Annotated in this window: 23 protein-coding genes and 1 tRNA gene; 6 read left to right on the top strand and 18 right to left on the bottom strand. The window is 60.1% G+C overall.

Annotated features, from left to right (window positions below; all coding sequences use genetic code 11):
- Nucleotides 1-133 precede the first annotated feature (133 nt).
- The 9 genes from rplT to recJ form a co-directional block, all read right to left on the bottom strand.
- The gene (gene rplT, locus I2E13_RS06725) at nt 134-493 is read right to left on the bottom strand and encodes a 50S ribosomal protein L20 (RefSeq protein WP_006234421.1); all 360 of its coding nucleotides are present in this window, start codon (nt 491-493) and stop codon (nt 134-136) included.
- Between the two features lie 46 nt (nt 494-539).
- Nucleotides 540-731, bottom strand: coding sequence for a 50S ribosomal protein L35 (gene rpmI, locus I2E13_RS06720; protein WP_006234422.1), 192 nt, complete (start codon nt 729-731; stop codon nt 540-542).
- A 32-nt stretch (nt 732-763) separates the two neighbouring features.
- Complete coding sequence (gene infC, locus I2E13_RS06715; RefSeq protein ID WP_006234423.1) at nt 764-1,333, bottom strand: translation initiation factor IF-3; 570 nt, start codon at nt 1,331-1,333, stop codon at nt 764-766.
- Nucleotides 1,334-1,764: 431 nt separating this feature from the next.
- A tRNA-Leu gene (locus tag I2E13_RS06710) sits at nt 1,765-1,851 on the bottom strand.
- Nucleotides 1,852-1,890: 39 nt separating this feature from the next.
- Nucleotides 1,891-3,324 (bottom strand): transglutaminase-like domain-containing protein, encoded by a 1,434-nt coding sequence (locus I2E13_RS06705; RefSeq protein ID WP_195404598.1) that lies wholly within the window; start codon nt 3,322-3,324, stop codon nt 1,891-1,893.
- A gap of 251 nt (nt 3,325-3,575) precedes the next feature.
- Nucleotides 3,576-4,442, bottom strand: a complete 867-nt coding sequence (gene fba, locus I2E13_RS06700) for a class II fructose-1,6-bisphosphate aldolase (protein ID WP_035137086.1) — start codon at nt 4,440-4,442, stop codon at nt 3,576-3,578.
- 194 nt (nt 4,443-4,636) lie between these two features.
- Complete coding sequence (locus I2E13_RS06695) at nt 4,637-5,320, bottom strand: MBL fold metallo-hydrolase (RefSeq protein WP_195404597.1); 684 nt, start codon at nt 5,318-5,320, stop codon at nt 4,637-4,639.
- Nucleotides 5,321-5,404: 84 nt separating this feature from the next.
- Nucleotides 5,405-7,765 carry a RelA/SpoT family protein gene (locus I2E13_RS06690; RefSeq protein ID WP_195404596.1) on the bottom strand — a complete coding sequence of 787 codons (2,361 nt, stop codon included), beginning with the start codon at nt 7,763-7,765 and terminating at the stop codon, nt 5,405-5,407.
- A 15-nt stretch (nt 7,766-7,780) separates the two neighbouring features.
- On the bottom strand, nt 7,781-11,068 hold the full coding sequence (recJ, locus tag I2E13_RS06685; RefSeq protein WP_195404595.1) for a single-stranded-DNA-specific exonuclease RecJ: 3,288 nt from the start codon (nt 11,066-11,068) through the stop codon (nt 7,781-7,783).
- A 276-nt stretch (nt 11,069-11,344) separates the two neighbouring features.
- On the opposite strand from recJ, the gene I2E13_RS06680 reads away from it, so the two are divergent.
- On the top strand, nt 11,345-12,343 hold the full coding sequence (locus I2E13_RS06680) for a bile acid:sodium symporter family protein (protein ID WP_195404594.1): 999 nt from the start codon (nt 11,345-11,347) through the stop codon (nt 12,341-12,343).
- 30 nt (nt 12,344-12,373) lie between these two features.
- Here the strand turns inward: I2E13_RS06680 and I2E13_RS06675 are convergent, their stop codons facing one another.
- Together I2E13_RS06675 and I2E13_RS06670 are read right to left on the bottom strand one after the other, a co-directional pair.
- Nucleotides 12,374-13,171, bottom strand: a complete 798-nt coding sequence (locus I2E13_RS06675) for a DUF4931 domain-containing protein (protein WP_195404593.1) — start codon at nt 13,169-13,171, stop codon at nt 12,374-12,376.
- 3 nt (nt 13,172-13,174) lie between these two features.
- Nucleotides 13,175-13,852: a copper homeostasis protein CutC gene (locus tag I2E13_RS06670; protein WP_117736941.1), complete on the bottom strand. Its 678-nt coding sequence runs from the start codon at nt 13,850-13,852 to the stop codon at nt 13,175-13,177.
- Nucleotides 13,853-14,136: 284 nt separating this feature from the next.
- Between I2E13_RS06670 and I2E13_RS06665 the strand changes: the two genes are divergently transcribed.
- Genes I2E13_RS06665 through I2E13_RS06655 form a run of 3 tightly spaced genes read left to right on the top strand, consistent with a single transcriptional unit; the run spans nt 14,137 to nt 15,354 of the window.
- Entirely contained in the window at nt 14,137-14,457 is a 321-nt protein-coding gene (locus I2E13_RS06665) for a PadR family transcriptional regulator (RefSeq protein WP_195404592.1), read from the top strand.
- On the top strand, nt 14,444-15,076 hold the full coding sequence (locus I2E13_RS06660; protein ID WP_117637815.1) for a DUF1700 domain-containing protein: 633 nt from the start codon (nt 14,444-14,446) through the stop codon (nt 15,074-15,076). The genes I2E13_RS06665 and I2E13_RS06660 overlap by 14 nt, the downstream gene beginning before the upstream one ends.
- A gap of 14 nt (nt 15,077-15,090) precedes the next feature.
- Nucleotides 15,091-15,354: a hypothetical protein gene (locus I2E13_RS06655; RefSeq protein ID WP_117776090.1), complete on the top strand. Its 264-nt coding sequence runs from the start codon at nt 15,091-15,093 to the stop codon at nt 15,352-15,354.
- Nucleotides 15,355-15,679: 325 nt separating this feature from the next.
- On the opposite strand, the gene I2E13_RS06650 is transcribed toward I2E13_RS06655, so the two are convergent.
- The 6 genes from I2E13_RS06650 to I2E13_RS06625 form a co-directional block, all read right to left on the bottom strand.
- Complete coding sequence (locus tag I2E13_RS06650; RefSeq protein ID WP_006234438.1) at nt 15,680-16,393, bottom strand: ABC transporter ATP-binding protein; 714 nt, start codon at nt 16,391-16,393, stop codon at nt 15,680-15,682.
- Nucleotides 16,394-17,254, bottom strand: coding sequence for an ABC transporter ATP-binding protein (locus I2E13_RS06645; protein ID WP_089573307.1), 861 nt, complete (start codon nt 17,252-17,254; stop codon nt 16,394-16,396).
- Nucleotides 17,244-18,323, bottom strand: a complete 1,080-nt coding sequence (locus tag I2E13_RS06640) for a branched-chain amino acid ABC transporter permease (RefSeq protein ID WP_117821257.1) — start codon at nt 18,321-18,323, stop codon at nt 17,244-17,246. Before I2E13_RS06640 ends, I2E13_RS06645 begins: the two co-directional genes overlap by 11 nt.
- 9 nt (nt 18,324-18,332) lie before the next feature.
- Complete coding sequence (locus tag I2E13_RS06635) at nt 18,333-19,214, bottom strand: branched-chain amino acid ABC transporter permease (protein ID WP_117582912.1); 882 nt, start codon at nt 19,212-19,214, stop codon at nt 18,333-18,335.
- A 138-nt stretch (nt 19,215-19,352) separates the two neighbouring features.
- Complete coding sequence (locus I2E13_RS06630) at nt 19,353-20,540, bottom strand: ABC transporter substrate-binding protein (protein ID WP_117855262.1); 1,188 nt, start codon at nt 20,538-20,540, stop codon at nt 19,353-19,355.
- Nucleotides 20,541-20,810: 270 nt separating this feature from the next.
- Nucleotides 20,811-21,977, bottom strand: coding sequence for an ABC transporter substrate-binding protein (locus tag I2E13_RS06625; RefSeq protein ID WP_195404591.1), 1,167 nt, complete (start codon nt 21,975-21,977; stop codon nt 20,811-20,813).
- Between the two features lie 251 nt (nt 21,978-22,228).
- On the opposite strand from I2E13_RS06625, the gene I2E13_RS06620 reads away from it, so the two are divergent.
- Nucleotides 22,229-23,572: a homoserine dehydrogenase gene (locus I2E13_RS06620; protein WP_117645709.1), complete on the top strand. Its 1,344-nt coding sequence runs from the start codon at nt 22,229-22,231 to the stop codon at nt 23,570-23,572.
- Between the two features lie 214 nt (nt 23,573-23,786).
- Nucleotides 23,787-24,536 (top strand): SDR family NAD(P)-dependent oxidoreductase, encoded by a 750-nt coding sequence (locus I2E13_RS06615; protein ID WP_117645711.1) that lies wholly within the window; start codon nt 23,787-23,789, stop codon nt 24,534-24,536.
- 121 nt (nt 24,537-24,657) lie between these two features.
- Here I2E13_RS06615 and I2E13_RS06610 read toward each other — a convergent pair whose 3' ends face one another.
- A complete protein-coding gene (locus I2E13_RS06610; protein ID WP_006234446.1) occupies nt 24,658-26,220 on the bottom strand; it encodes a cation:proton antiporter domain-containing protein in 1,563 nt (520 codons plus the stop codon).
- Between the last annotated feature and the right edge of the window lie 158 nt (nt 26,221-26,378).

Here is a 26,378-nt window from a genome sequence, read left to right as displayed (position 1 = left end):
GTAAAGCCGTTTGTCTCCACCCGCATAGCGGGTGGTTTAAAGCTGGCCGCTGCGCGGCCAGCAGACTAAAGTCTTGAAAAAGAGGGAGCGCCGCGCACAACGCGACACTCCCCTAGCGATTCAAGAGAATCTATTAGGCCTCGAGAGCCTTCTTGGCGATGGTAGCCAGCTCGTTGAAGGACTCGATGTCCTCGTAAGCCATCTGAGCCAGGACCTTGCGGTCGAGCTCGATGCCGGCAACCTTCAGGCCGTGCATGAACTGAGAGTAAGAGATGTCGTTCAGGCGAGCAGCAGCGTTGATACGGGTAATCCAGAGAGAACGGATCTCGCGCTTCTTGTTGCGGCGATCACGATACTGATACTGCAGGGAGTGCTGGACCTGCTCTTTAGCATGCTTGTAAGTACGCGAAGCGGCACCGTAGTAACCCTTCGCACGGTGCATAACGGTACGGCGCTTCTTCTTGGCGGCAACAGCGCGCTTAATACGTGCCATGTTCTATCAACTCCTAGACGGTAAAACGAAAAACGGGAACGCGAACTTAGGCGAGACGCGACTTGATGACCTTGCGGTCGGCAGCGGCGATCTCGGTCTCCTGACGGAAGCCACGCTTACGCTTGGTGGACTTCTTGCTCAGGATGTGGCTCTTGAAAGCCTTGGCGCGCATAAGCTTGCCGGTACCAGTCTTGCGGAAACGCTTCTTGGTGCCGCTGTGGGACTTCATCTTAGGCATGAAATACTCCTTAATCGGTTACAGAACACTAGTTACTTGGTATCGCTTGCCGCTTTATCCTCATCGAAGGCGCCCTTAATCGGGGCGAGCAGCATAAGCATGTTACGGCCTTCCATCTTAGGCTTGGACTCGACCGTAGCGTAAGGCTTGAGATCCTCGGCGAGACGCTCGAGAACGTTAAGGCCCTGCTCCGGGTGAGCCATCTCACGGCCGCGGAACATGATGGTGATCTTAACGCGTGCGCCCTTCTTGAGGAAACGCAGAACGTGGCCCTTCTTGGTCTCGTAGTCGCCAACGTCAATCTTGGGTCGGAACTTCATTTCCTTGACCTCGACCTTGGACTGGTTCTTACGAGCAGCCTTGGCCTTCATGGCCTGCTGGTACTTGAACTTACCGTAGTCCATGACCTTGCAGACCGGCGGCTCCGCGTTGGGAGCGATCTCGACCAGGTCGAGACCCTGATCGTCGGCGACGCGCTGGGCATCGCGGATGGCGAACAGGCCGAGCTGAGAGCCATCGACGCCAATCAAACGGCACGAAGATGCAGTGATCTCGTCGTTGATGCGGGTGTCATCAGACTTAGCTATTTTCCCTACCTCCATTCATAAAAAAATAACCCGGCGCTTCTCAGCAACCAGGTCGTACACATAGACTTCCTCGATTTGAGGAAGGGAATCTAAGTTGTATGACCAGTCAGCTGCTCATTGGCGCCAAAAGGTGGGAGCCCTCGGGTTCCTCTTTAAGGCATTGCGGGAACAACGCCTTGCGAATAATAACACGTACAGCGCGTTATCACATTACGTACACGAAAAAGAGGCCTTGACCCCCTTGAACGCTCGCTTGCATGTATGGTGCCCGAGGCGAGACTCAAAGGGCCTTCGCTTTGCGAAGCCCCGGGCTTCGGGCGCATGGCGCCCTCGCCACGCTCCGCTACAAACAGGCCACAGGCCTGTTTGCTTAACGCTTCGCGCGCTCACGCGAGTTCGGCACGAAAAAGGGGGCCGCAACCCCCTTGAACGCTCACTTGCATGTATGGTGCCCGAGGCGAGACTCGAACTCGCACGTTGTTGCCAACGGTGGATTTTGAGTCCACTGCGTCTGCCAATTCCGCCACTCGGGCACGCAATGCGTGAGTTAGTTTATCACAGCTTTCTACCGATTAGTCCGAAAATGGAACTTCGAGCATTTCGATGAGTTCGACCGTGCGGAGCATCTCGCGCCGACGGCATCCGCGACCGTCGACCGAAGCCTCACCCATCTGGTTATCGTAAGGGTCCTCGCGCATGCCGTCGAAAGAGGGCTCAAACTCTGCCTGGAATCGATTGTTGGCCACCATACGCCACGGGTCGAGATTGCCAAAGTAGTGACGGCGGCGCCACTCCTCCCCCATCCTGCGAGCAGAAGATCCAAATGACACGTCGGCGTTGAGCCAACCGGTCTGCGGCGTATAGAACTCTGCCCAGTCGTGCGACCCCACCGAATCGGGCGCAACATACAGGCCGCTCTGCCAACGGGCAGGCACGCCCGCGATACGGCACATGGTGATAAACGTGAGCGCCATAACGCCGCAATCGCCGCGGAGCGAATGCGCGCAGTCATCGGCAATAGATCCCAAAAGCAAGTACGGCGGCTGATAGCGATAGTCGATGTACTGCGTCAGGTAATCATAGATAGCACGGGCGCGATCGAGCGGATCCTCGAGCCCATCAATGACACGGGCTGTCAGCTGCTGTAGATACGGCGTGAATGCAATGTGCGGACGGTCCTCGGAGGTGTCCACGGGCAGTGGCGCGTCCATGCAAGGATGCACCGGAAGCGCACCCCCATAGACATCACGATAAGCGGCATCAATTTGATAGCGATAGGTCACCGAGAATGAGCGCTCACTCGAAGAAGACCACGAGGCGGTACGCGTCGAAGCATTCGCGGGGGCAACAGCACCCTCCGGCGTCATATCGAGAACCTCGATATGAGACTGTTGACGACAGGCGGCGGCAACGGGTAGCCACGCGCGAACGGTCTCCCCTTCCAGAGCGCCGGGGACAGACACGGACGCTTTAAGCGTAATGACGCGAGCCAATCCGTTTTGTGACTCCATCTCCTTGAGCATCTCGTTGCGCAGTGCTATTCCGTCCGTAGAATCGGGCCGCATGCCGGGAACCTCTTTGGGATATACGCGAAGCGAATCGAGGAAGTTGTCGAGAACGAACAGTTCGCCATCGATAAAGCGCCAGTCAATACGCTTACGATTAATCAGGTCATCAAACTGCTCTTCGGTAAACTCTGGCCACTCCTCGCGAATCATCGCAATAGCCTGGTCGCGCGACACCGAAAAATGAAGCGGCGTCTCGAGCATGCGATACCGCTCGGCACGAACACAAGCAGCCAGCGAAGGCTCGGGGTTCTGCTCCAAAAGGCGATCGCAGGCAGCAACAGCCTGCGTCAAATACCCGGCATCCATAAGACGAAGAATCTCGGGCGGCAGTCCAACATCGAGATGACGAAAGTCATCACAGCAAACATCAGCAGAGCAACCAACTGGACCCTCGTCAATAACCTTCCCATCCGAAGGCAGCACATTAATAACAGCCATACCAAAACTCCAAGTCACTAGAACGCTTGAAGCCCATTGTAGCGAGATAAAAAGAAAGCCCCAACAAGGGAGCCATCAACACCGCTGAACGGTAGTCAAATAAATAACTCAGCCTCGTAACCCTGCGGCGCTAAACGAAGGAAGCCCCGTCCCCCGGAACTGTTTCCTTGGCGCGACTTCTGGCAAAGCCAGGTGAGCGCAAAGGAAACAGTGTAGGGGGACGGGGCTTCCGGCGAGAAGTTTAGCGACGCTTACGCCTTGTTGACGGAGCCAAACTCCTCCATGAGCTCCTTGGTGCGGGCAACGATGTTGTCGCGACCAGGCTTGAGGAGCTTGCGGGGGTCAAAGCCCTTGCCCTGCTGATCCTTGCCAGCCTCGATGTACTCGCGGACGCCCTTGGCGAAGACGAGCTGCAGGTCGGTGTTGACGTTGATCTTGGAGATGCCCAGGGAGATGGCCTTCTTGATCTGATCCTCGGGGATGCCGGTGCCACCGTGCAGAACGAGGGGCAGGTCACCGGTCTGGGCCTTAATCTCGCCCAGACGCTCGAAGGAAAGACCAGCCCAGTCGGCGGGGTACACGCCGTGGATGTTGCCGATGCCGCAGGCGAGGAAGTCGACACCCAGGTCAGCGATCTGCTTGCACTCAGCAGGATCAGCGAGCTCGCCGCTGGAGGTCACGCCGTCCTCGGTGCCGCCGATGCCGCCGACCTCGGCCTCGATGGACATGCCCTTGGAGTGGGCAAGCTCAACGAGCTCCTTGGTGCGGTCGAGGTTAAGCTGGAAGGTCTCCTCGTGAGAGCCGTCATACATGATGGACGTGAAGCCGGCCTCGATGCACTTAAAGCAGTCCTCGTAAGAACCGTGATCGAGGTGAAGGGCGACGGGAACGGTAACGCCCGTGGCCTCGACGGCAGCCTTGACCATGTCGGCGCAGACCTTGAAACCGCCCATCCACTTAGCGGCACCAGCGGTGCACTGAAGGATCAGCGGAGACTTGGCCTCCTCGGCGGCCTGGAGAATAGCCAGGGTCCACTCGAGGTTGTTGGTGTTGAAGGCACCAAGACCGTACTTGCCGGCCTCGGCCTTCTTGAGCATGTCTGCTGCGTTGACGAGCATAAAAGAAACCTCCTGTAAGGTTGCTCCGATAACGCCTGAGATTTTACCACGGCGCACCCGAGCATAAACGTTCGTTTGTTCACGAATATCGTCCAAACAGACTTTTTTGACCGTTTGCCCTACGGAATCGACCCGTTGGGGAAAAATAGCTTGACGTTTGGACGCTTCTCGTGCTTCAAAAGCCGACTATTAAGCTACATCCGCATGAAAGGGTTCTGCATGAGCTCGCGTGCCATGGTGGTCGAATCGCCATGGCCGGTTAGGCAAACGGTATCGGGCGGGAGAAGCCGGGCGAGCTTGGAGAGCGAGCGCAGAATCGCCGCCTCGTCTCCTCCAGAAAGATCGGTGCGGCCGTGCCCACCCGGAAACAGGGTGTCGCCCACAAAGGCAATGTTCCCCTGCTCGGTGGCAGCAAACAAGACGATCCCGCCCGGCGTATGCCCTGGCGTCTCGATCACCTGCAGGTAGATATCGCCCACCTCGATAGCATCGCCCTCGGCGAGCAGGCGTGTCGGCTCCCCGGGGTCAGGCGTCTCAATGCCCCACATAGCTCGCTGTTCCTCGATGTTCGCATGCGGCACCGCCGCATCCTTAGCACACAGCTCATACTGACAGCCCTCGCCAACGGTGGTTCGCACGCCTACAACACCACCAACATGATCGGCATGGCCATGAGTGCATACGGCGCCAAACACGCGTACGCCGGGATGCTCGGCTCGAATATGCTCCACTAGGCGTTCGCCTTCCCATGCGGGATCGATAATCACGCACTCATTATCCGAAATAACAGCATAGCTATTGGTCTGAATGGGACCGTTTACGAGCGTCTCGATCTCGACCGATCCCTTGGGAGTTAAATCCAAGGACACAGCACTCATGTCCCTCTCCCCTCTATAGAACTCGAGGCATCAAACGATGCCTCGAGTGTAGCGAATATCGATAATGTGACACGTTCGTCGCGACTAAACGCGGCGCTTAAGCTGGGCTCCACCCTCACCGGGCATCAGGCGGCGCGCGTCGTAGACCGAGTCAACGCTGCTGATGGAGGCCAGCAGCGGATCCAGACCACTCGCGTCCGAGATCTCGACCATAAAGCGCAGGGTTGCAATACCCTCGCGGTTGGTCGACGTGACGGCAGAAAGGATATTGCCGCCCGCATCGCCAATGGCAATGGTGACATCCTTGAGAAGGCCCATGCGGTCCAGGCACTCGACCACGATCTCGACCTGGAAGAGGGTGTCGGCAGCGCCGTCCCACTCCACCTCGATCATGCGCTCGGGATGCTCCATAAGACCCTTGACGTTGGGACAGTTGGCGCGATGCACCGAAACGCCACGACCGCGCGTGATGAAGCCGACGATGTCGTCGCCCGTCACCGGATTGCAGCAATGCGCCAGACGGACCAGCAGACCGCTGTTGCTCTCGCCCTTGACGATAATGCCGTTGCTGGCGCTCTTGCCGCGCTTTTGCGGCTTGCGGTTGGAGCCGCGAGCGGGCTGCTTCACGACCTCGGCGATAGCCTCGGCCTTGGTGAGCTGTTCCTCGGGCTTGGGGTCCAAGATTTGCTCGACTTTGTTACCCACGGCGCGCGGGGCAACCTTGCCGGCGCCGACGGCGGCAAACAGGTCCTCGAGCTGCTTGTAATTAAACTGCTCCGCCACGGCGTTGAGCGCACGCGTGGATCGCGGCGTAGAGATGCCATACCCGCGCTTGCGCAAGTCCTTGGCCAGTATATCGCGGCCGGCAGCAGCGTCATCGTCTTTGGTCGCGGCGGCGAAGTAACGGCGGATCTTTGACTTGGCCGAAGGCGTCTTGACGATTTTGAGCCAATCACGCGACGGCTTGGAACTCTTGTTGGTCAGGATTTCAACGCGGTCGCCCGTCTTGATCTCGTGCGTGAGTGGGGCCACCGCACCGTTGATCTTAGCGCCGACGCAGTGGTTGCCGACCTCGGTATGAACGGCATAGGCAAAGTCGAGTGGCGTGGAGCCGGCACGAAGTGCCATGACCTCGCCCTTGGGCGTAAAGACGAAGATCTCTTGATCAAAGAGGTCGACCTTCAGCGAATGCAGGTATTCCTTGGCATCGGTGATCTCATCAGACGCAGCCCAATCGAGCGAATGTTTGAGCCAGTTAATCTGGTCGTCCAGGCGCTGGGCATCATTGGTCTTAGACGCAGACGATCCGCCCGACTTCTTATAGAGCCAGTGGGCGGCAATGCCGTACTCGGCCTGCTCATGCATCTCATAGGTTCGAATCTGAATCTCGAGCGGGCGGGCTGTGGGGCCGATAACCGTCGTATGGAGCGACTGGTAGTTATTGACCTTGGGCATGGCGATATAGTCTTTAAAGCGACCAGGCATGGGGTGCCACAGCGTATGCACTGCGCCGAGCGTGGAGTAGCAATCGCGCACCGAATGCGTAATAACGCGCAGCGCCACCAGATCGTAGATCTCAGAGAACTCCTTGCCCTTGCGCTTCATCTTTTGATAGATGGACCAATAGTGCTTGGAGCGGCCATTAATCTGGAAACCCTCAAGGCCAATGCGGTTGAGCTCGTCGGTGAGCGTCTTGATGGTCTCGGCCAGATAGCGCTCGCGAACCTCGCGCGACTCAGCCACCATGCGCGCGATGCGCTGGTAGGCATCGGGCTCCAAGTAGAAGAAGGACAGGTCCTCGAGCTCCCACTTAATAGAGCTCATGCCCAGGCGGTCGGCCAAGGGCGCATACACGTCCATGGTCTCGCGGGCCTTAAACAGGCGACGGTCCTCGCGAAGGGCCGCTAGCGTACGCATATTATGCAGGCGGTCGGCAAGTTTGACGATGATAACGCGAATGTCCTTGGACATGGCGAGGAACATCTTGCGCAGCGTGAGGGCCTGCTTCTCGTCCATGCTGTCGACTTCGATGTTGGTAAGCTTGGTCACGCCGTCGACGAGCTCTGCCACGGTTTCGCCAAACAGACCCGAAACATCGGCGAGCGAGGTCTCGGTGTCCTCGACGGTATCGTGCAGCAACGCGGCGCACACCACGTCGCAGTCCATCTTGAGGTCTGCCAGAATGATAGCCACCTCGACAGGATGGTTGATGTACATCTCACCCGAGCGCCGCTTTTGGTTGCAATGCTTCTCGGCAGCAAAGCAGTAGGCCTGCTCCACCTTGGAGAAGTCATCCTCATTCATATATTTGAGACACAGACGCTCCAGCTTGTCGTAGCTGTCCGCCATAATCTCGGGCGGCAGCTCATCGGCATGCTCATAGTGCTCCATCTCCGAAAACGGCTGGAGGGTGGAATCATGGGCGGTACGGGCTGCGGCATCCATCGAGGTCCCCTTCCCCTAGGCCCGTGGTACGATCGGGCGGTTAACTTTGGCTAGCATATCAGAAGCGCACGAATCGAGTGCCCAGCTCCGAAAAGCCGTGAACTCCATGCGCGAGCGCAAGCCCTCCAAATAGCGAATTGACCTGCTTAATTGCACGCGGCCGGGGTTTTCTGCCATTGAGATGCGACGCGTATCGTCAAACCCCGAAACGCGACAAAAACCAAGCTCTTCGAAGATTCCCAGGCCGCTTTCCACCGAGCGCTCGTCGACCGGCGTGCGCGCGTCGATTGCAAGGCACATCTGCGCGATGTCGATATCGCTTGCGCAGAATGAATCATCCCCTGTCTTGCCGCGGTTGGAGCGCCACATGGTTTGCAGTGCTCGATAGAGCGTGACGAGCTCGTCGCGCTCGGGCGCGTAGCAGTCGAGCAGGCGTTCGTTAATGCGAGCGTCACGCGACGAATAGAGCAGGTGAATCACGGCAGGCTGGCCGTCGCGACCGGCGCGGCCGCTCATCTGGTTGAACTCGATGGCGCCAAACGGCATGTGGTAGAGCACGACATGGCGGATATCGGGCAGGTTCACGCCCTCGCCAAAGGCAGAGGTCGAAACGATGCAACTGAGGCTTCCGTCACGAAACGCTTCCTCGACACGGCGACGATCGGAGCGTGCAAGCCCCGCGTTATAGAACGCGATGCGGGTCGCGCAATCGGGTACCCGCTTGCGCAGCGTCTTAGCAAGCGCCACGGACTGGTCGCGCGAGTTGACGTAGATGACGGTCTTCTCCCCCGTCGCCACGATCGACACCAGACGGTTCTCGCGGCTCGCAAGATCGCGGTCGTCCTCGAGCTGCAAGTTCTCACGCACGGTCTCGTCGACCACCGTACGGATAATCGGTAGCACGCGGGCGAGCTCGGCCACGACCGGAGCCGTTGCGGTGGCCGTCGCAGCCAGAACGACCGGGTCGCCCAGGGCCTTGAGGATATCGGGCATGTCGAGATAGGCGCTTCGGTCGCCGCCCTTGGCAAGACCGGCATGATGTGCTTCATCGATAACGACAAAACCGATGCGCCCCGAACGCGCAAAGCGGTCGCGGTGAATGGACAGGAACTCGGGCGTCGTAAGCACGATGCCGGTGCGGCCCGAAGCCAAACCGGCGAACACATCATCGCGTGCGGCCTCCACGGTCTCGCCGGTCAGTACGCCAACGCCAATGCCAAGCGCTGCCATCGTCGACGAGAGGTGATAGGCCTGGTCGGCAACAAGCGCGCGCAGCGGATAGACAAAGATGCTCGCACGTCCGCGAAGGACAGCCTCGCGCGCAGCATGTACATGGAAGATGAGAGACTTGCCGCGGCCCGTTCCCATAACGGCCAAGACGCTCTGGTGGTCGGCCAAGGCATCGAGTGCCTCGACCTGTGCGCGGTGCGGCTGGTACGATCCGATAAAGCTATGGATAAGCGAGCGCGTGAGCTCGGTATAGGAAAGCTGGGCGAGCGTCTCGCGCTTACGCGACTCCAGGCGCAGGCCGAAATCCGCCGGCTGCACGCCACGACGAAGCTCGCATGCCGGATCGTCGACGCTGGGCAGCGTGGTATCGCGGACCAGAACATCCTTGATCATGAGCTTGGGCTTCACACGCCCCTGCCAATGCTCGGCAACGGCCTCGAACACCAAGTCGACAGCGCTATCGCAGTTGATGAGCTTATCGATTTGCGGCACGCGGAACATAATGGCCGGCACACTCGCGGCGCCATCGGTCGCCACAAAGCGCATGTGCTCGCCGGTTTTGCCCACCACGGCGCGGTCGCACATCGTCACGCCCTCGGCGGCCAGAAGCGGCACCTTATTGCCCTGGCCAAACGGCTCAAGACGGGAGATCTGCTCGATGGTCTCGATATTCAGCTCGGAAAGGTCGACGGTGGCGGCGACCTCGTCGGTGTCTTCAAAGTCCTCGGCGGGAAGCTCCGATAGCACGGCGGAAAGGCGGCGGCGGAACTCATCGAGCTTGGATGCCTCGATGGTCACACCCACCGCACCGGCATGTCCGCCGCGACGAATCAGCAGGTCGGAACAGCGCTCGACGGCGTCAAACAGGTTAACTTTGCCCACCGAGCGACCAGAGCCGCGCGCGATACCGTCCTCGATCGAGAACAGCAGCGCCGGCACGTGATAGCGGTTGGTCAGACGGCTTGCCACGATGCCCTTGACGCCCTCGTGCCAGCCCTCGCCACCCACGACGATTGCGCGTCCGCCGTCATAGGTCTTCTCGACCTTCGCCATGGCATCGCGCGTAAGCTCGGCCTCGATCTCGCGGCGTTGGCGATTGATTTCCTCGAGCTCGGCTGCCAGTGCACTTGCTTCGACAGGATCACGGGCAAGCAGCAGGTCGAGCGCCAGCTTGGGATCAGCCATGCGGCCGGCAGCATTCAGACGAGGGATGAGCGAAAACGACAGGCCGTCGGCCGTAATGGTAGAAAGGTCGGCCTTGGCGAGCGCGGCAAGCGCGATATAGCCGGGGCGAGCGGTTACGCGCATCTGCTGGATGCCCTCGGCAACCAGCGCGCGGTTCTCGGGCGTGAGCGGCATCATGTCGGACACGGTGCCCAGCGCCGCGACCTCGATTAACGAACGCCAATACGACGGCTTGCCCAGGCGCTCACCCAGGACTTGCACCAGCTTGAGCGCCACACCGGCACCGGCAAGTTCACGCGAGGGCCCCTCGTCCTCGAGCTTGGGGTCGGTCAGGGGCACGCCCTGCGGCACCTGGTCGGACGGCTCATGGTGGTCCGTAACCACCAGATCGATTCCCAGGCTCTCCAGATAGGAAACCTCTTCCTTGGCGGCAATGCCGTTATCGACGGTCACGATCAACTGGGGGCGAGCGAGCTCGTTAACGCGGTCGAGCGCCGCGCGCGAAAGACCGTAGCCCTCGTCAAAGCGATGCGGAATAAACGGCGTGACATCGGCGCCAAACGTGCGCAGCGCCTCGGTTAACAGGCAGGTCGACGTAATACCGTCAACGTCAAAATCGCCAAAGACCGCGATGTGCTCGTGGTTGCGAATAGCACGCTCGACGCGGTCGGCAACGACCGACATGCCCGGGATAATGAGTGGGTCAGCCCAGTCGCGATCGAGCGAAGGCGTCAAAAACAGCTGGCCTTCTTCGATGGATGTAATGCCGTGCGCAACCATAATGCGCGCCACCAGCCCGGGTATTCCTAGACCAGCTGAAAGCTCCTTTTCGAGTTCGGGGTTTTGCTGAGCGACCGCCCAGCGATGCGTCGTCTTAAGCGATGACATAGGCGCCCACCCCCGATAGGGGCAGGTCGCCGCGATACCTCTCACGGTTCATAGCGATGAGTCCTCTGTGTATGCCCGCTTCGGCAGGCAGATCTGTTGAACGGATTTATTATACCGTGCAGCGCGGACGCAAATCGCCGCAGCACGCCGCGGTTTCGGCAAACGATGCCGGTAATAGCCTCGAAATATTCGAGCGTTTCTGACGCACGGACGCATGCGAGCGTCTAGCATATCCATTCAAAACGGGTTCACGGGCAAAGGGAGTCACAAGCGCATATGAAGCAATGGGTTGGACTGGGCAAGTTTCTCGCGGGGCACATGCAGGTCATCGTTCCGATTTGCGTGGCGCTCGGCGTGCTCTTTCCCCAACAGATTGGCGTACTCAAGCCCATCGTTCCCACCTTGTTTGCCTTTATGACGTTTCAGGGTGCGCTCAGCAACACCTTTCACCAGGTAACCGAGGTGTTCCGCCGTCCGCTGCACCTGGTCTTGGCGCTGCTCGTCTCGGCGGTGCTTATTCCCATCGCGGCATATGCCATGGGGTCACTCTTCTTTGGCTCCAACCCCAACCTTGTCTGCGGCATTGTGCTCGAATACAGCGTGCCCGTGGCCGTCACCGCTTTTATGTGGATCAGCATGTTCGGCGGCAACGGCCCGCTCGCGCTCACCATCATCCTGACGTCCTCGGTCATCTCACCTGTGACGATTCCGCTTACGCTCAAGCTCCTGCTGGGCGCCACCGTCTCGATCGACGTGCCGAGCATGATGCAGAACATGGCCTTTATGATCGCCATCCCCGCTGTGCTCGGTATTGTCATCAATGAACTCACGCGCGGCTGGGGCCACGAGAAACTCTCTCCCGCGCTCTCGCCCGCCTGCAAGTTCATGATGATGGGCGTCATCGCGTCCAACTCCACCGCTATGAGCGAGTACGTGCTACACATGAACGCGGTGCGCCTGGAAGTCGCCCTCTTTATTTTGGTCTTCGCCATCAGCGGCTTTGTCGTCGGTTTTCTGGTCGCACGTGCGCTGCATCTGCCATATAGCGAGACGACTACCATGTGCTTTACCTGCGGCATGCGCAACATCTCTTCGGGCGCCGTCATCGCCACACAGTACTTTCCGGGCGAGGTCGTGTTCCCCGTCATGTGCGGAACGCTGTTTCAGCAGGTGCTTGCCTCGCTTATCGGACACCTCTTTGAGAGTCTAACCGGCGAGGAGCGCGCTGCCCAGCGCAAACGGGTCGAGGCCGGTCGCGATGCGTTGGCACGCTAGGCTGTCCGCATTACGCGGGTGTTAGTCTTGCTATACGAGCGTTTCCAGATGCGCACGCAGACGCTCAGCATCGATATCGAGCGTCGTCTCGGCATTGACTTGGGCCAAACGATAGCCGACAAAGTAGGGCGAAACCACCCAACGCGGCAGCACCTTGGCAATGGTCCGACCGCCCAGGTGATAGAAGAACAAGTTGTACGACTCTGCGCGACCACCGTGGCGCCCGTTTAGGATATAGCGCAGAGCTACCTGGATCGCATCGGCAAAGAGATCCGCCTCGGCTTGGTCTCGTGCGCCATCGCTGGCGGCGATTCCCTGCGGGGCTGAAACGTTGATCTCAAAGAACCCCATGATCGGTTCGGTTGAGATATTGACCGAGATTCTCCCCTGTTGCCAGACATTGATTCCTTCGAAATTGGCGGAAGTCAGCGAAGCATAGCCGTCTTCCTGCTCCAAACCTACAATCTGCATGTGCGGATGGACCAGACTGCCGCCCGAAAGTGGGCCCTTGTTCTTGTACATGAGAACGCTGCGATACTGTCGGGAGTCAATCATCCGCTGCCAGCAATCCAGAGCAAACCGCATAACATGATGCAGCTCGTCCGGCGCATAGGTCACCAGGTCGGCGTCGTGGTCGGACGACTCAATCAATACGGTCTGGCGAGTGGCCCGCAAGGTCTTAAACTTATTCTCGAGCCAGATGCAGTCACCGTCGCGCCGGATGATATTGGCGAGTTCCTCGGTATCGCAAAAGGGGCACGCGGTGCCGGGACGACGGTTGTCGTCGGGCTTACCGTTCGCCTGTTGAACGTCAAATACCAGCGCCACGGGTTATACCTCCAGCGGCACAATCTTGGTGCCATGGAGCTCGGAGACGCCCAGTGCCGCCGCCACGGTATCGCGATTGGCCGTGGAAATGCCGCCACCGGGAAGGATGGTCAGGCGGTCGCCCGCGTACTCGACAAGACGCGACAGGTGCTCCAGGTTGTCCTCGATCGGCGTTCCGGCAGCACCACCATGCGTCAGGATGCGCGTGATGCCGCAGTCGGCGAGTGTGTCAATGGCATCGAGCTGAGCCTCGAGCGAGAGCTGGTCAAAGGCCATGTGAAAGGTGATATCGATGGCCCCGCGCTTGCACTCCTCGGTCGCGCAGCCCGTAGCCATCACGAGGGCGCCGAGGGTGAGCTCGTCGAGCGCCCAGCCGCCGGCACAGGGCTTGCAGCAGCCAAAGACCAGGCCGTCAACGCCGGCGCTCACGGCAAGACCCAAGTCCATCTCCATCATGCGCAGCTCGTCCTGGTTGTAGTGAAAGTCACCGCCACGCGGGCGAATCATGCACATCACTCGCGCGTCATGCTCGTGAGCATAGCTGACCGTAGTGCTGATAACGCCGGCCGAGGGCGTGGTACCACCGACGGCAAGGTTGTCGCACAACTCGATGCGCTTAGCACCGGCATCGATAGCCGCCGGCACACGCTCAAAGTTCTCGGCACAAAACTCGTACAGCATAGATAGCCCCCAGGAGACATTTCGATTTCCACACGGCATTGTCGCACGTTAAATAGCAACCCGCACGATGGAACAAAACCTTGACAAGGAGTGTCCCAAAGTGCCGGCACATAAGGAACGTCCCCAGGTGCCACCTTGAGCGATGGGTACTCATTTAAGTACGTCCCCAATGAGTACCCGCAGGGGACAGACAGACCGGACTCCCTATACGACAACTGTTGACATCATATACTATGTGTCATATAGCAGGTGTTGCACAGTATACTACGAAAGGAGGTGTGCGGATGGAGGCACAGATGAAGCGCGGCTTCCTCGAGGCCTGCGTGCTCGCGGCCGTCTCGGGCGAGGAATCCTACGGCTATCAGATCGTGAAGGACGTGCCCGCGAGCATGGGGCTCACGGAGTCCACGCTCTATCCGTTGCTCAAGCGCCTGGAGAAAGCGGGGTGCATCACGGCGCGCTCCGCCGAGCACAACGGGCGGCTGCGAAGGTACTACCGCATCACGGAAACCGGGCATGAGCGTATCGCCGAGCTCCTCGCCGAATGGCCATCCGTGCAGGAAATCTACCGTTACGTGAAGGGAGCGCACCATGACGCGCGATGAGTTCTTGAACCGGCTGGGCGAGCTTCTGGCCTGCCTGCCGGCAGATCAGGTAAGGGAAACGCAGGAGTTCTACGCGGAGGCCATCGCCGACCGTATGGAGGACGGCATGACGGAGGCCGAGGCTGTGGCCGCCATGGGCACGCTCGGTGAGGTCGCCGAGGCAACGCTCGACGAACTGCCCGCCGTGCCGCGCGCAATTGCGAGGACCAAGCGCAAGAGCACGGCGCTTCTATGGGCGCTCGCCATCGTGGGCTCTCCGGTATGGATTCCGCTGCTGCTCGCGTTCGTCGCCGTTGCCGCTACAGTCTACATCTGCATTTGGGTTCTTGCGCTCTGCGTGTGGATCGTGGCCGCGGCATTCGGGGGCGCGGGCGTGGTGGGGCTCCTGTTCACCGCGGACGGCATCATTATCGGGCATGTTCCGTACGTTTTAACCTCGATGGGAATGGGATTCGTTTCCATCGGTGTGGCGCTCCTCGCGGGAGCCGGTGCCTGGACGGCGTCCAAGCAGATCGCGTGCCTCTCTGCCCTTTGGGCGAAGAAAGCCGTTTCGCCCTTCTGGAAAGATCGAGGCAATAAGAGCCGCAGGGGCGCTGAAGCGGCGCCGCTTACGGCATAGGAAGGAGTGCAAACATGTCCAGCGTAAAAAAGATTTACCTTGCCGTAGCGGGTGGGCTTGTTGCCACGGGGCTCGTCCTGGCTGCTATCGGATTTGTGGCCTCCGGCTTTAACCTCGCTGTGTTCAACACACAGATCGACCTGCGCGATGACACCATCATTCTGGGTGGTGTTGAAATAGACGACCCGACAGGGCTTCCGCTCATCGAGCAGCTTGCCGAGGTCGGCGAGATCCATATTGGATCTGCAACGGCTGGTTCGTCTTCTCCTCGCAAATGATCGAGCTCGTAGCGGCCATCCCCCTTCGGGCACACCACGACGGGCGTGAGCACGCCGCGCTCGGAGCCTTTTGACCTAGTCGTTGGGGACGTTCTTAAACGACTAGTCATTCAAGAACGTCCCCAGCGACTACCCCAAATGTCAGAACCAAAGCAACGCCGCAGGCAGAGGACGGACAGCGAGCGGGCGCCAGAGCGAACAAATTGGCATGAAAAGAGGGCGGCATAGACCTTCTGGTCATGCCGCCCTCTTTGAATGACAAGTTGTCGCTCTGGTGCCCGCGCAGCGTCGGCCGGTCCGCCGTTCGGTAGAACGGCGGAACCTCCTAGCCACCGAGATAGGCCTTGCGGACGTTATCGTCGTGCAGGAGCTCTTGGCCGGTGCCGGTCATGGTGATCTTGCCGGTCTCGAGCACGTAGCCGCGTGTGGCGATCGAGAGCGCCATCTGCGCGTTCTGCTCGACCAGAAGCACCGTGGTGCCGGCCTTGTGCAGGTCCTCGACAATCTGGAAGATCTGCTCAATCAGAATCGGCGCCAGACCCATGGAAGGTTCGTCGAGCATAAGCAGTTTGGGGTTACTCATAAGGGCGCGGCCCATAACGAGCATCTGCTGCTCGCCACCCGAAAGGGTGCCGGCGACCTGGCGACGGCGCTCCTTCAGGCGCGGGAACTGCTCGTAGACGCGCTCAAGGCCCGGAGCAACCGTGGACTTGGGCTGCGTGTAGGCGCCCATCTCCAGGTTCTCCTCGACCGTCATCTGCAAAAAGGCGCGACGGCCCTCGGGCACCTGGGCCAGGCCCTTACCAACCAGCTTATCGGCGGGCGTATGAGTAATGTCCTCGCCCATAAACTTGATGGAGCCGGTCTTGGAGCGCAGCAGGCCCGAGACGGTCTTGAGCGTTGTGGACTTGCCGGCACCGTTCGCACCGATCAGAGCCACGATCTCGCCCTCGTTGACGTTAAAGGAGATGTCCTTGATGGCGTGGATGGCACCGTACCAGACGTTGATGTTGTAGACGGAAAGCATCGGCTCTGCCATTTAGTTCTCCCCCTTATCCTGCTTGCCCAGATACGCCTCGATAACGGCGTCGTTGTTCTGGATTTCCTCGGCCGTGCCCTTGGCGATGACCTTACCAAAGTTGAGCACGCAGATGCCCTCACAGATGTTCATAACGAGCGACATGTCGTGCTCGATAAGCATGATGGCGATGCCGAAGGTGTCACGAATCTTGACGATGTTCTCCATGAGCTCGGCGGTCTCGGACGGGTTCATGCCGGCGGCAGGCTCGTCGAGCAGCAGCAGCTTGGGGTTGGTGGCAAGCGCACGGACGATCTCCAGACGACGCTGAGCGCCGTAAGGCAGCGAGCCGGCCTGCTCATTTGCCAGATGCTCCATATCAAAGATGGACAGCAGCTCCATGGCGCGCTCGTGGGCGGCCTTCTCGTGCTTCCAATACGTCGGCAGGCGCAGCACGCCCTCAAAGCCGGAGTAACGCTCCTGGTTATGCAGGCCGACCTTAACGTTATCCTCCACCGTCATGGTGTTAAACAGGCGGATGTTTTGGAAGGTGCGGGCAATACCCATGCGGTTGACCTGGTAGACCGACTTGCCCGAGGTGTCCTCACCGTCGAGCAGGATGGTGCCGTGCGTGGGCTGGTACACCTTGGTGAGCAGGTTGAAGACCGTGGTCTTACCGGCACCATTGGGGCCGATCAGGCCGGCGATCTCGGTCTTGCCGATAGTCAGGCTAAAGTCGTCGACTGCCTTAAGGCCACCGAACTCAATGCCCAGGTGGATGCACTCGAGCGCCGGGCGCTGGCCCAGGTCGCGATCGGGAACGATGGCGCCAGAAGGATACGGGACCATCTTGCCCTTGTTGAACTCAAATTTACTGGGCATCGGCTGCCACCTCCTTCTTGGAAGCAAAACGGTCCTTGACGCGACCGAAGAACGCCTTGAGCTGCGGGTTGTTGGTAAAGATCATGACCAGGATCAGCACGATGGCGTAGATGAGCATGCGGTAGTCCGAGAACTGACGGAGCAGCTCAGGAAGCACCGTGAGCAACGCCGCCGCGATGACGGAGCCGCGCATGTTGCCCAGACCGCCCAGGACCACGAACACCAGGATGAGGATCGACGTGTTGAAGTCGAACTTGGTGGCGGAGAGCTGCGAGAAGTTACCGCCGAAGAGAGCTCCGGCAGCACCGGCGAGGGCAGCGGAAACCACGAAGGCGATCATGCGGTACTCGGTGACGGAGATGCCTACGGACTCGGCTGCGATCTTGTTATCGCGCACGGCCATGATGGCACGGCCGGTACGGCTGCGCACCAGGTTGAGTACAATCACGAGCGCGACCATGACCAGGATGGCACCGGCGAGGAAGGTCGAGTACGTCGACACGCCCGAGGCACCCTGGGCGCCCTTGATGATGGCGGTGCCGTCCTCGAGCAGGTGCAGGTCGTCGATCGTGGAGTTGCCCGTGATGTTAAAGATCACATGCAGGCCGCGGGAGTCGACGCCCACGATAAGGCAGGTGACGATCTCTTTGATGATCTCGCCAAAGGCCAGCGTCACGATAGCCAGGTAATCGCCGCTCAGGCGAAGGACCGGGATGCCGATCAAGAAGCCCAGGATGGCGGCAGCGATGGCACCGACCACGATGCTGATGATAAGGCGCACCGGATCGGAGGGAACGGCGCTCTCCAGCGCGACGGCGGTGACGATTCCCGTATAGGCACCGACACTCATAAAGCCCGCGTGGCCCAGCGACAAGTCGCCCGCGATGCCGACGACGAGGTTAAGGGAGATGGCCATGACGATATAGGCCGTGATGGGAACCAGCTGACCGGCGATCATGCGCGGAATCATGTGGTTGGACTGCATAAAGAACACGATGGCGAACGCCACAAGGCACATGGCGTACGTAACAAAGTCGTGACGCGTCTGCTTGTCTTTAAGAAACTTCATAACGCTCACCTACACCTTCTCGGGGACGTACTTGCCCAAGAGGCCGGCAGGCTTGACGAGCAGGACGATGATCAGAACACCAAAGACGATGGAGTTGGCAAGGCTCGTGGAAATGTAGGCCTGCGCCATCGCCTCGATGATGCCGATGAGAATGCCACCGACAAAGGCGCCGGGGATGGAGCCGATACCGCCGAAGACGGCGGCGTCGAAGGCCTTGATGCCAGGCATGGCACCCGTCGTGGGCTGCAGCACCGGCGAGTAGGAGCACAGCAGCACGCCGGCGATGGCGGCAAGGGCAGAGCCGATGGCAAACGTCATCGAGATGGTACGGTTGACGTTGATGCCCATGAGCTGAGCGGCGGCCTTGTCCTCGGACACGGCGCGCATGGCTTTGCCCATCTTGGTCTTACCTGTAAAGAACATCAGACCGGCCATGATAACCAGGCAGGCGACGATGGTGACGAGCGAAACGGCGCTTACATTGAACTTGGCCAAGAACTCCGGCACCTGGAAGGTGACGAGCGAAGTGAAGTTCTTGGGCGTGGCGCCCCACAGAAGCTGCGCGGCGTTCTGCAGGAAGTAAGACACGCCGATGGCCGTGATCAGAACGGCCAGCGGGCCCGCCTGACGCAGCGGCTTGTATGCCAGACCCTCGATGAGAACACCGAGAACGGTGCAGACCACACAAGAGAGAATTACAGATGCCCAGCCCGGGAGGCCGAGATACGACGTGGCACAGAACGAGACATAGGCACCGACCATGATAACGTCGCCGTGAGCGAAGTTCAGCATCTTGGCGATACCGTAGACCATGGTGTAGCCCAACGCGATGATGGCGTAGACGCTGCCCATGGACAGGCCGTTGACCAGGTATTGGATAAAGACCGTCATGTTCCACATCCCCCTTTCGAATAGGTTTCCAGTTAATGTATGAAACAGGGACGTTACACTGTCCCTAGATACCAAGCAAGCAGGGAAGGCCAAACCTCCCCTGCTTGGGATCAAAACCGCTCTATGTAAGGCGGCTTATTAGGCCTGTACGTACTTGCCGTCGGTGATGACGTACGCCGTGGGCTCCTTCTGGACCTGGCCCTTATCGTTCCAGGTGAGCTTGCCGGTCAGACCGTCAACGGTAATCTTGAGCATAGCCTTAGGCAGCTTCTCGGCGACCTCGGTCGGGTCGGCGTCGACACCAAGACCGGCCTCCTCGAGGGCCTCGGCCACCGCGTGCACGCCGTCGTAAGCGTCGGCGGCAAACTGGTCCGGAGTCTCGCCATACTTATCCTTGTAAGCGTTGACGAAGTCGGCGTTCTTCTCGTCGTCGGCGGAGAACGGGGTCATGAGCAGCAGACCCTCGGCAAGAGAGGTGTCGAAGCCCTCAACGCCCAGGATGCCGTCCATGCCGTCGCAGCCCATCATCTTGACGTCGTAGCCCATGTCCTTGGCGTTCTTGAGCAGGACGGACGCCGGCGTGTAGTAGATTGGTGCAAAGATCATGGTGGCGCCGGCCTGCTTGGCCTTGGTGAGCTGGTTGGTAAAGCTCGTGGCGGAGTCGTCCTTAAAGGTCTCCTCGTCAACAATCTCGAGCTTGGATTTAGCGGCCTGAACCTTAAAGGAATCTGCGATGCCCGAAGAATAGGCGTCGCCGGAGTTATAGAACAGCACGAACTTCTCGTCCGCATACTTCTGCGCCAGGAACTTGGCAGCGTTGACGCCCTGGTTGGGATCGGTAAAGCAAACCTGGAAGACGCAATCCTTGCCCTTGGTGACGTCCTCGGAGGACGCGGACGGAGTGATCATGAACGTCTCGGGGTCGTTACCGCACTCGGCGGCAACGGCAACCGACGCACCCGTGGTGGTCGGGCCGACGAGGGCCTGCATGCCCCAGTCGAGCAGGGTGTTAAAGGCGTTGACGGCCTTCTCGCCGTCGGCCTGGTCATCCTCGGCCTTGCTGGCAAGCGGCAGCTCCTTGGTCGAGAAATCCTTGCAGCCAAGCTCGACACCCTGGGTAACGGACTTGCCGTAGGACGCGTTGGCGCCGGTCAGCGGGCCGATGGTGCCGATCTTAAACGAAGCGTCGCCCGAAGCGGAACCGCTGTCGCCGCCGTTGGAGGAGCAGCCAGCTAGAATAGACATCGCCCCCAGACCTGCTGCGCTCGCGATAACGCTCCTGCGATTCATAACAGGGTTCAATGACTTACCGGTGAGGCTCGACATGCGGCTCTCCTCTCAAATCTCGTCGGGTTTCGGTTACCCAACAGGCCATCCTTCGCCGTGTTCGGCGTTCGCAAAATAGTAGACGCTTTAGTTGAGAAAAGTGGCGATTATTTCAACTTTTCTTTTGTTTTGTCCGTTTATCCATAATTATGCGTATTTCTATTGGTTTATGCAGTTTAGCCACTTTATTGTGTGAAAGTAATGTTTCCATTCCGTTACAAGCGTCCCTGCCCTGAATAAAACGGCCTCACCGGTCGCACTTTTGCGCACTTAGGCGGCGATGTACTTGCCGTCCTGGATCACATAGGCTGTGGCGGGCTTTTCGACTTGGCCCTCGTCGTTCCACGTGAGCTCGCCCGTCAGGCCCTCGATCTTGATCTTGCGCATGGCCTTGGCAAGATCGCCGGCAATGTCGGCGCCGTCGGCCGTGATGTCGATGTCTGCCTTATCGATAGCCTCGACAATCGCATGGACGCAGTCATAGGCATCGGCGGCAAACTGGTTGGGCGTCTCGTCGTAGGCGTCCTTATATGCCTTGACGAAGTCGGCGTTCTTCTCATCGTCGGCAGAGAACGGGGTCATGAGCAGCACGCCCTCGGCAAGAGAGGTGTCGAAGCCCTCAACGGAGAGCAGGCCGTCCATGCCGTCGGTGCCCATGAGGGTCATGTCGTAGCCCATGTCCTTGGCGTTCTTGAGCAAAACGGACGCCGGCGTGTAATAGATCGGGGCAAAGATAAGCGTGGCGCCGGCCTCCTTGGCCTTGGTGAGCTGGTTGGTAAAGCTCGTGGAAGAGTCGTCCTTAAAGGTCTCGGTATCGACGATGTCGAGCTTGGATGCCTTGGCCTGCTCGGCAAAGGCGTCGGCAACACCCGAGCTGTACGTATCGCCGGAGTTGTAAAACAGGGCGATCTTGGCGTCTGCATACTTCTCGGCCAAAAACTTGGCAGCACTCGCGCCCATGGTGGGGTCGGTAAAGCAAACCTGGAAAACCGTGGTCTTGTCCTTGGTGACGTCGAGGGACGAAGCAGAGGGCGTGACCATGAGCATATCGTCGGCGATCTCGCCCGAGACAGCGACGGCGGCACCAGTCGTGACGGGGCCGACGAGCGCCTGCATGCCCCAGTCGCACAGGGTATTGAAGGCGTTGATAGCCTTCTCGCCGTCGGCGACGTCATCCTCGGACTTAAGCGAGAGTTTGAGGTCCTTGGTCGAGAAATCCTTGGCGGCAAGCTTGGCACCCTTCTCGGCCGAAACGCCATAGGTTGCCGCGGCGCCGGTCAGAGGGCCGATGACACCGATCTTGAAGGTCTTGCCGTCATCGGCGGTGCCGCCGTCCGAGCCACCCGACGAGCAACCAGCGAGTGCGGCGGTGCTGCCGAGCGCCGCAGCGCCGGCGAGAAAGTTCCTACGGCTGAGCGTGCTGTTGATGTTGAACATGGTGTCCCCCTTTTTCGCTGGCCGCGGTGCGGCCGTCTTGCGGTACAGGGCAAACCTTATGGCGCAAACGTTGACAGTTTGTTACGGAAGTCCGTTTGTAGCGAGCGTGTTTCCAATGTTTCCGCAGCGTTTCGGGGGTGCCGTTTTGTGCGGCTCCTGTTGCCTGGCGAGCACGCGCCCCCGGTTCACGCTAGAATGCACTCAACCTTTAAGCGGTTTATCCATCCATAAGATGCACGAAGGAGTTATCTATGAGCGAACCCCTGCGCACCGTGAACGTCGGTCTGATCGGTCTGGGAACCGTCGGCGGCGGCGTGGCCCGTCTGATCAAGAGCCACCACGATGAGTACCTGGCAGCCTACGGCATCGACCTTAAGCTGACCCGCGCCTGCGCGCTTGCTTGGGAGCAGGCCGAGGCGGCAGGCATTGAGCGCGAGGCCTTTACGAGCGACTGGCACGATGTCGTCACCGACCCCGCCGTCGACATCGTCGTCGAGCTGATTGGTGGCGAGCATCCCGCAACCGAGATCTTCACCACTGCCTTCGAGAACGGCAAGCATGTCGTCTCCGCCAACAAGGCCCTGCTGGGCCGCCATGTCGAGACGCTTGCCGAGAAGGCGCGTGCGTGCGGCGTGCAGATTAAGTGCGAGGCCAGCTGCGGTGGCGGCATCCCCATTGTCAGCACACTCGAGCACGACCTGGTGGGTAACAAGATCCTGACCATCGCCGGCATCCTCAACGGCACCACCAACTACATCCTGTCGCGCATGGACGCCGAGGGCGCCGATTACGCTGACGTGCTCGCCGACGCACAGGCTAAGGGCTATGCCGAGGCCGACCCGTCCGCCGACGTCGACGGCTTCGATGCCGCCAGCAAGACGGCCATCCTCGCCTCCATCGGCTTTGGCACCCGCGTTACCACCGATGATGTGTACCAGCAGGGTATCCGCACCATCGGCGCCGAGGACATCGCCCAGGCCCGCGAGCTCGGCTACACCATCAAACTGCTCGGCATCGCCCGCAACACCGACGCTGGCGTCGACGTTCGCGTGCATCCCACGCTGATCCCCGCAGACCATATGCTCGCCAAGGTCAACGGCGCCATGAACGCCGTCTACGTGGTAGGCGACGCCGTGGGCGAGACCATGTTCTACGGCGCGGGCGCAGGCTCCTTCCCCACCGCGAGCGCCGTCGTGGGCGATATCCTGTCGCTCTCCGAGCAGATCAGCCGCGGCGTGGCTCCGCTGCCCGAGATTGAGCCCTATGGCCACAACCTCACCTTTAAGCCCATGGACGAGCTCCAGACCAAGTACTATGTGCGCCTGAAAGTCGCCGACCGCGTGGGCGCCCTGTCCGAGACGGTCGACATCTTTGCCAAGCACAACATCTCGATCTCGCTCATCAACCAGGTCGAGGACGGCAAATCGGGCGTCAGCGATGCCTGCTCGGTCATCTTCCTGACGCACCGCGCGCTCGAGAAGGACGTCCAGGCTGCCGCCGCCGAGCTTGCCAGCGTCGGCTGCGTGGCCGAGGTCGCCAACGTCCTGCGCATCGAGGACGTTGAGGCTTGGACCGAAGGCGTCATGGCGAACTAGCCCAACGCTCGCCTAGCAATACGCGCCTTGAGGGCTCCCGTCCGATGTGGGACGGGAGCCCTTTTGTCACCTGCCCTAAGCACAACGGCAAAGCATATTTGCGCGAGCCGCTCATCGGTAACGCGGGCTACCGTTCACCGATATGCAAACGCGGCCGATTCCGACTACCGCTACGCTGTGCTGCGAATGTCCGCCCGCGATGAGAGGAAGCACCATGTTGCTCGAGGGCAAGAAAGCAATCATCACCGGAGGCACACGCGGTATCGGCTATGCCATCGCCTGCCGTTTTATCGAGGAAGGCGCTGCCGTCACCGTCTTTGGCTCGCGCCAGGAGACTGCCGACACGGCCGTTGAGAAGCTGACAGCCGCCTATCCCGACGCCAAGGTCTGGGGTCGCTCCTGCGATCTCACCTCGCTCGAGGCCGTGACTGAGGCCTTTACGCAGACTGCAGCCGACATGGGCGGCTTGGACACGGTCGTCAACAATGCCGGTATCTCCCAGCGTTCACCCCTCTTGGACTACACGGCCGAGGAGTTCGCAAAGGTCATGGACCTTAACGTCGTCGCCGTCTTTAATGGCCACCAGGCTGCCGCCAAGATCATGACCGAGGCCGGCCACGGCGGCACCATCACTACCACAAGCTCGATGGTCGCCAAGTACGGCCAGCCCTCCGGCGTCGGTTACCCCACGTCCAAGTTTGCCGTCAACGGTATGGTCCAGTCGCTCTCGCGCGAGCTCGCTCCCATGGGCATCCGCGTCAACGCCGTCGCCCCCGGCGTGACTAAGACCGACATGGTCGCCAACCTGCCCGAAGAGGTCATCAAGCCCATCATCGCCACCATTCCGCTGGGTCGCATGGGCGAGCCCGAGGATGTCGCCAACGCCTTTGTTTTCCTGGCGAGCGACATGTCCTCCTATGTCACGGGCGCCGTGCTCCCCGTCGACGGAGCCGCCCGCTCCTAAAGGTCGCAAGCCACGATTTCGGACCTCAACGGAGCTCAACGCAAAAGGCGCGCTGCCTGCATCAACCGCAGGCAGCGCGCCTTCTATTATTTGGACGGAACCCGTATCCCGACATTCCTTGCTACTTGCCGTCGTCGTCTTCGGCTTCTTCGCGCGCATAGAGCTCCAGCATGCGGCGGCGGTATTCGCGCACAGCGAGCTTGGCGCGCTCCAGGCGGCGGCGCTCACGCGGAGTCAGCTCGGACGGGTCGACCTCGTCTCCATAGGTCTTATCGGCAAGCAGGTGCGCCGCGTCCACGATGCGGGCATCGATGTGGCCGCTCGCTGCCTCGGCGGAAAGACGCTCGGCAATCGTATCGAGCGTAGGCAGGCCCTCGAATACGCGACCATGGCCATGCGAGGTCAGCAGCTCGTGCTCGCGCGCGAGCAAGCTCGCTAGGTCGTGGTGGGCGCGCAAGATGTCGAGCGCATCGGATGGATGCTCGGCAACCTCTGCCACGGCGGCGACCGGTGCGGCATCCACCACGCGGTAGAAGAGCTGCGCGAGCAATGGCATCAAGAACACCGTGATGGCACCGGCGGCAACCATGACCGACGCAATATCTTGCGACAGCGCGCCCGCGTTGACGGCAACGCTCGTAACGGCAACGATGATCGGCAGCGCCGTGGTGCAGTACAGGGCCACGGTAATGCGACCATACGCCGACACATCGCGCGTCGCAGGACAAATGCTCATGGAAATAAGAATGGGCACGGCACGAATAATCAACAACGCCACGATAAAGCCCACGAGCAGACCCGGGCGCGACGCCACGGCCGTCAGATCGATCTTTGCGCCCGATACGGTAAAGAACACCGGAATCAAAAAACCGTAGGCCAGACCGTCGAGCTTGGTCTCGAGCGTATGGTTGCCCTCGGGGATGATATAGCGCAGGACAAAGCCGGCGGCAAAAGAACCCAACACGATGTCGAGATCAAAGACAGCCGAGAATGCCACGAGCGTGACCAGGATGAGCACCGTCAGGCGCACGAAGGTCTGCGACGTGGTATCGGCGCGCTCCTCAACAAATGCAAAGAAGCGGCTGCCGACGCGCTTGGAGCGGCTCGGGACCACGGCCAGCAACACGCAAACCACCGCAAACAAGCCAAGGATAACGAGCGTTTGGATGCCAGTGCGGGCAGACAACAGCACCGACATGGCGAGCACGGGACCGAGCTCGCCCCAAGTGCCATACGCGAGAATCGAGTCGCCCACGCGCGTGCCGGTGAGCGAGCGCTCACGCATGATGGGCACAAGCGTACCGAGCGCCGTCGAAGTGAGGGCAAGCGTCACGGCGATACCGTCGAAATGACTGACTGAGAACCACGGGGTAAAGCGCACGGCAAGCCAGGCGATACCAAACGTGACGACCCACGTCGCCAAGCCGTAGCGCCCCTCGACGCCCGTGATGCTCTTGGGGTCGATCTCAAAGCCGGCAAGCAGGAACAAAAAGGCCAGGCCCAGCTCGGACACAAGCGAGACCTCAGCATCTACATGGATGACGCCGAGCATATGGGGTCCCAGTACCGCGCCGAGCACGAGCAAAAAGACCGTCTCGGGAACGGGTTTTCCGGGAATCGCCGAGGCGATAAAAGGACTCGCAAAGGCCACGAGTGCGATGATGGCGAGCGAAACGAATGCCATGTGATGCCTTTCTCTTGTTTGCGCTTCACTGTAGCACCCTCGCCGTCCTCAACGCGCCGCGAGCTGTCGTATCATAGTGAGGTTTACAAACATGTGGCTCAAGGCGACCGCAGGGCAGACCCCGCAAACCGACCGCTGCCGCATACCGTACCGTACGC

The organism is Collinsella aerofaciens, from assembly GCF_015554145.1.
In the GTDB taxonomy this organism is placed as follows: domain Bacteria; phylum Actinomycetota; class Coriobacteriia; order Coriobacteriales; family Coriobacteriaceae; genus Collinsella; species Collinsella aerofaciens_AA.
The sequence above is the reverse complement of the archived record's forward strand: the minus strand, read 5'-3'. Positions and strand labels throughout refer to the sequence as shown.

Excerpts from the sequence above, each read along its gene's own strand:
- rplT (WP_006234421.1), bottom strand. The coding sequence starts at position 493 with ATGGCACGTATTAAGCGCGCTGTTGCCGCCAAGAAGAAGCGCCGTACC.
- rpmI (WP_006234422.1), bottom strand. The coding sequence starts at position 731 with ATGCCTAAGATGAAGTCCCACAGCGGCACCAAGAAGCGTTTCCGCAAG.
- infC (WP_006234423.1), bottom strand. The coding sequence starts at position 1,333 with ATGGAGGTAGGGAAAATAGCTAAGTCTGATGACACCCGCATCAACGAC.
- I2E13_RS06705 (WP_195404598.1), bottom strand. The coding sequence starts at position 3,324 with ATGGCTGTTATTAATGTGCTGCCTTCGGATGGGAAGGTTATTGACGAG.
- fba (WP_035137086.1), bottom strand. The coding sequence starts at position 4,442 with ATGCTCGTCAACGCAGCAGACATGCTCAAGAAGGCCGAGGCCGGCAAG.
- I2E13_RS06695 (WP_195404597.1), bottom strand. The coding sequence starts at position 5,320 with ATGAGTGCTGTGTCCTTGGATTTAACTCCCAAGGGATCGGTCGAGATC.
- I2E13_RS06690 (WP_195404596.1), bottom strand. The coding sequence starts at position 7,765 with ATGGATGCCGCAGCCCGTACCGCCCATGATTCCACCCTCCAGCCGTTT.
- recJ (WP_195404595.1), bottom strand. The coding sequence starts at position 11,068 with ATGTCATCGCTTAAGACGACGCATCGCTGGGCGGTCGCTCAGCAAAAC.
- I2E13_RS06680 (WP_195404594.1), top strand. The coding sequence starts at position 11,345 with ATGAAGCAATGGGTTGGACTGGGCAAGTTTCTCGCGGGGCACATGCAG.
- I2E13_RS06670 (WP_117736941.1), bottom strand. The coding sequence starts at position 13,852 with ATGCTGTACGAGTTTTGTGCCGAGAACTTTGAGCGTGTGCCGGCGGCT.
- I2E13_RS06665 (WP_195404592.1), top strand. The coding sequence starts at position 14,137 with ATGGAGGCACAGATGAAGCGCGGCTTCCTCGAGGCCTGCGTGCTCGCG.
- I2E13_RS06660 (WP_117637815.1), top strand. The coding sequence starts at position 14,444 with ATGACGCGCGATGAGTTCTTGAACCGGCTGGGCGAGCTTCTGGCCTGC.
- I2E13_RS06655 (WP_117776090.1), top strand. The coding sequence starts at position 15,091 with ATGTCCAGCGTAAAAAAGATTTACCTTGCCGTAGCGGGTGGGCTTGTT.
- I2E13_RS06650 (WP_006234438.1), bottom strand. The coding sequence starts at position 16,393 with ATGGCAGAGCCGATGCTTTCCGTCTACAACATCAACGTCTGGTACGGT.
- I2E13_RS06645 (WP_089573307.1), bottom strand. The coding sequence starts at position 17,254 with ATGCCCAGTAAATTTGAGTTCAACAAGGGCAAGATGGTCCCGTATCCT.
- I2E13_RS06640 (WP_117821257.1), bottom strand. The coding sequence starts at position 18,323 with ATGAAGTTTCTTAAAGACAAGCAGACGCGTCACGACTTTGTTACGTAC.
- I2E13_RS06635 (WP_117582912.1), bottom strand. The coding sequence starts at position 19,214 with ATGACGGTCTTTATCCAATACCTGGTCAACGGCCTGTCCATGGGCAGC.
- I2E13_RS06630 (WP_117855262.1), bottom strand. The coding sequence starts at position 20,540 with ATGTCGAGCCTCACCGGTAAGTCATTGAACCCTGTTATGAATCGCAGG.
- I2E13_RS06625 (WP_195404591.1), bottom strand. The coding sequence starts at position 21,977 with ATGTTCAACATCAACAGCACGCTCAGCCGTAGGAACTTTCTCGCCGGC.
- I2E13_RS06620 (WP_117645709.1), top strand. The coding sequence starts at position 22,229 with ATGAGCGAACCCCTGCGCACCGTGAACGTCGGTCTGATCGGTCTGGGA.
- I2E13_RS06615 (WP_117645711.1), top strand. The coding sequence starts at position 23,787 with ATGTTGCTCGAGGGCAAGAAAGCAATCATCACCGGAGGCACACGCGGT.
- I2E13_RS06610 (WP_006234446.1), bottom strand. The coding sequence starts at position 26,220 with ATGGCATTCGTTTCGCTCGCCATCATCGCACTCGTGGCCTTTGCGAGT.